Origin of the sequence: Mesorhizobium sp. M0816, assembly GCF_040320005.1 — a bacterium.
Lineage (GTDB): Bacteria > Pseudomonadota > Alphaproteobacteria > Rhizobiales > Rhizobiaceae > Mesorhizobium.
The window spans coordinates 1-851 of the sequence record NZ_JAMYOT010000101.1 but is presented as its reverse complement, the minus strand read 5'-3'; the positions used below and the strand labels follow the sequence as shown (position 1 = coordinate 851).

Annotated in this window: 2 protein-coding genes; both read left to right on the top strand. The window is 60.0% G+C overall.

Going from position 1 to position 851, the window contains the following annotated elements; translation table 11 throughout:
* Positions 1-356: 356 nt before the first annotated feature.
* The gene (locus tag NKI17_RS36845; protein WP_031257050.1) at positions 357-554 is read left to right on the top strand and encodes a hypothetical protein; all 198 of its coding nucleotides are present in this window, start codon (positions 357-359) and stop codon (positions 552-554) included.
* The coding region (locus NKI17_RS36840; protein WP_352907950.1) for a recombinase family protein at positions 544-851 on the top strand (308 nt) is incomplete at its 3' end. The genes NKI17_RS36845 and NKI17_RS36840, both read left to right, overlap by 11 nt.

Here is an 851-nt window from a genome sequence, read left to right as displayed (position 1 = left end):
CGATCAGCCTCCTACAACACGACGACAGTACACCCACGGGACGGAGGTTCGCGAGCTTTTATATCCGTGGCATCCTTGGTGCGGTCAGCTCGTGCATGTCCATGAGGCGCTGGCCAAAGGTACGGATATTTTCCGCTGCAGCCTTTCTGGTGCTTCTTCTGATCGGCTTCTTGAAGTCCCAGCATGGATGTTCGACCGCTCCGTGAGCGGATATTGGCGCAGCCTGCCGGTTCCGCACGTCGATCTCGCGAGCCTGCATGCTTTGGCAAAGTTACTGGAAGACGCCGACGCCTCATCGCAATCTGCGGTAATGGGCGCAGCATTGGTCTCTCACGAAACGAGTCGGAGAGATGTCCATGCCTCGCCAGTCCATGACATACCAGTTCGATCTGTTTTCGGCTCCGCAGAGGGGGATGACCGCAGGCATGCCGCAATGGCCGGAGTTGCCGGAGGAAACCCGCCAGGCGCTGACGGTTCTCATCGTGCGGCTGTTCGTCGATCACGCAAACTGCGGGCGCGCCTCCCAGCAGAAGGAGGCCGGTCATGATGCATGAGAAGATCGGGCCGCACCATCTGCAGCGGAAGGCTATTCTCTATGTTCGGCAGTCCTCGGCTCACCAGGTTCTGCACAATCGCGAAAGCAGTACCCTTCAATACGCCATGCGCGATCGCCTGACAGCACTTGGTTGGTCGCGCATTGAGACGGTGGATGACGATCTTGGTCGATCGGCCGCCGGTGGTGTAACCCGCGCTGGTTTTGACCGGATGGTCGCCGAGGTCTGCCTTGGCAAGGTGGGGGCGGTAGCGGCACGCGAGGTATCGCGTTTTGCCCGCAACAGCCGCGATTGGCA